Origin of the sequence: Massilia sp. MS-15, from assembly GCF_020176695.1 — a bacterium.
Classification (GTDB): domain Bacteria; phylum Pseudomonadota; class Gammaproteobacteria; order Burkholderiales; family Burkholderiaceae_D; genus Telluria; species Telluria hydrophila.
Genome location: NZ_JAIWIA010000017.1, coordinates 1 through 2187, shown reverse-complemented (window position 1 = coordinate 2187; position 2187 = coordinate 1). Strand labels below are relative to the sequence as shown.

The following is a 2187-nucleotide window of genomic DNA, read 5'->3' as shown; positions in this document are numbered from 1 at the left end:
TAAGCGAAGTCTTCATAGTAGAGTTCGCCGGACACCGCTTCCGCCAAGCATACTGAACAAGAGCGCCACATAGTGGCGCTTTTTTTTGTCTTCACGATCGCTGCGGATCGAGCGCCATGTGTTGGACATGAGCTGCGATGAGAAAGCAGGGCCCGCCGCGAACGAGCCCGATGTCCATGGCAATCGGCCGGCCACGGACAGTGAGCGCAAACGCTATTTCGCCATGTAGGTATGCTGGATCAGGAATTCGTCAATCGCATCGTATGCGCGCTGTCGAATCGCCTTGTCCGGATTCGGAAACCCGCTGTCGGACTGTCCCTTTGGGGTAAACAGGTGTCCGACATCGTCATAGACCTTGAGTTCGGACACGTTGCCCGCTGCTTTCATTCGTTCATGGAATTTCCGGACTGCGGCAAGCGGGGTTACCGTATCCTCGCGACCCGTGACCATGATGGTTGGGGGGAGCGAGGGCATGACATGCTCTGCTGGGGAATATTTCTCGATGCTGGTCTGAGGGGGAAACAAGGACCTGAAATGCAAGTCGTTCTCGACCGATACCGCTGGCGACACCAGGGCCAGCAAGTTTGGTCGCTGATCTGCGTCCCTGGCGAATACGGCCGCCGATGCCGCCAGGTGCGCTCCTGCCGACCAGCCCAGGGCTGCCACCCGACCTGGATCGAGATTGAACCTGGTCGCATTCGTACGCGTCCACTTGATAGCGGCCATTGCATCGTCGACGGCATCGGCAGGGGAAACCGTTTTACCGTCGGACAGTCTGTACTGGGCAACGATCGTTACCAATCCTTTGCAGGCATAACGGTCAACAAGTCCGAAAGCCCAGCTTGGCTCTCCCATGGTCCATCCACCCCCGTGAAAAATCACGATAGCCGGCCGGGGCAGCGTGTCGGTGTGAAGTGGCGAAAACACATGTAACTTGAGCGGGCCGGTTGCTGTCTGACTGAAAGCGAATTCCGCCTCGGTGCGTGTGCACGGGTCGGCGGCATACCCCTCAACAGGCACGAGGCACGACACTGCCGCCGCGAGAATAACTTGAGCCACTATTCGCATCCTTGCCCCTCTTATCAAGATTTGAAGTCGCTACTCTAACCCGGTTTGCCGGCGATAAGGTCTGGCAGTCGATGCATGACCGTTTCCGCCCGGAGAAGGATCGAGCATCAGCTGTTCCGGTGCGCTTCCGGCTCCCATAGACGCAGACCCTGTTTCCCTCGCTAGTCGGATGCGCTGCAGCTTCATTGCATTAATCAGGTCTGCTGGAGAGCTCTCGTTCCCATGGCAGGTATTTATCTGCTGCCAGATCCCGCCTGACAGCTTCCCACAATCACGGTCCTTGATCTGCCTCGCGCTGCCGTGCGTGCGGGCTGGCATCCTCCCGCTGATGCGGCGTTCGCCTTCCAGTCGACGCCAGGGATGGATCATCCACTCAGTCCTCATAACCCGTACCAGTGTCGTGGGAGTAGTGCCACATGTCTTTCAAGCCGATCGATGGAGGCGTGGCAAGCGCCGCGCCATACATACCTGGTTCTACGCTTCCGGATGCATCAGGCCAGGGAAGCACGCCCGCTTCCAGGGCTGGCGAGGCCAGCGCACCGCCGGCACTTGCCGACCTGGCGGCCGCCCGGATGCAGGCGGTCACGGGGCTGATGAATGAGGTGGGGCGCATGGCGGGCCAGGGCGCTGACCAGGCCCCGGCGTCCACGGCGCCATTGATCATCGCGGAACATCCTTTGGCCGGACAGGCCGTGAATGACTTTACCAGCCCGACTCCTTCCTTTGTGCCGGCGGCGCTCGATCCGCAGCCGGAAGCATCGCGCGAAGGTGGGGGAAGCGGCGCCCCGAGTTTTGGCGAGGGTACGCGGCTGCTGCGATTCTATTCACCACTGCCGGCCGATAAAACCTTGCTGATCGATTCCATGACAGGATCGGCAGCACTGTCCGAGCAATATGTCTTTCACCTGAATCTGCTGTCGACCGATGCCAGCATCGATTTGCAGGACGTGATAGCAAAAAGCGTCAGTGTCGGTGTGCAGCTGGCGGATGGTAGCGAGCACTTCATCAACGGCTACGTCAGGACCTTCGGTTTTACACATGCGGATGGCGGTTTCGCCTTCTACCACGCCGAGATCGTTCCCTGGCTGTCCTATTTGAAGCTGCGGATCAATTCACGCA

General features: G+C 59.4%; 2 protein-coding genes. One reads left to right on the top strand and one right to left on the bottom strand.

Features of this window, described 5'->3' with window-relative positions; genetic code table 11:
• Nucleotides 1-213: 213 nt before the first annotated feature.
• On the bottom strand, nt 214-1059 hold the full coding sequence (locus LCI23_RS07615) for an alpha/beta hydrolase (protein WP_224945841.1): 846 nt from the start codon (nt 1057-1059) through the stop codon (nt 214-216).
• Nucleotides 1060-1484: 425 nt separating this feature from the next.
• On the opposite strand from LCI23_RS07615, the gene LCI23_RS07610 reads away from it, so the two are divergent.
• Nucleotides 1485-2187, top strand: a 703-nt coding sequence (locus LCI23_RS07610) for a contractile injection system protein, VgrG/Pvc8 family (protein ID WP_224945840.1), incomplete at its 3' end; no start/stop codon positions are given.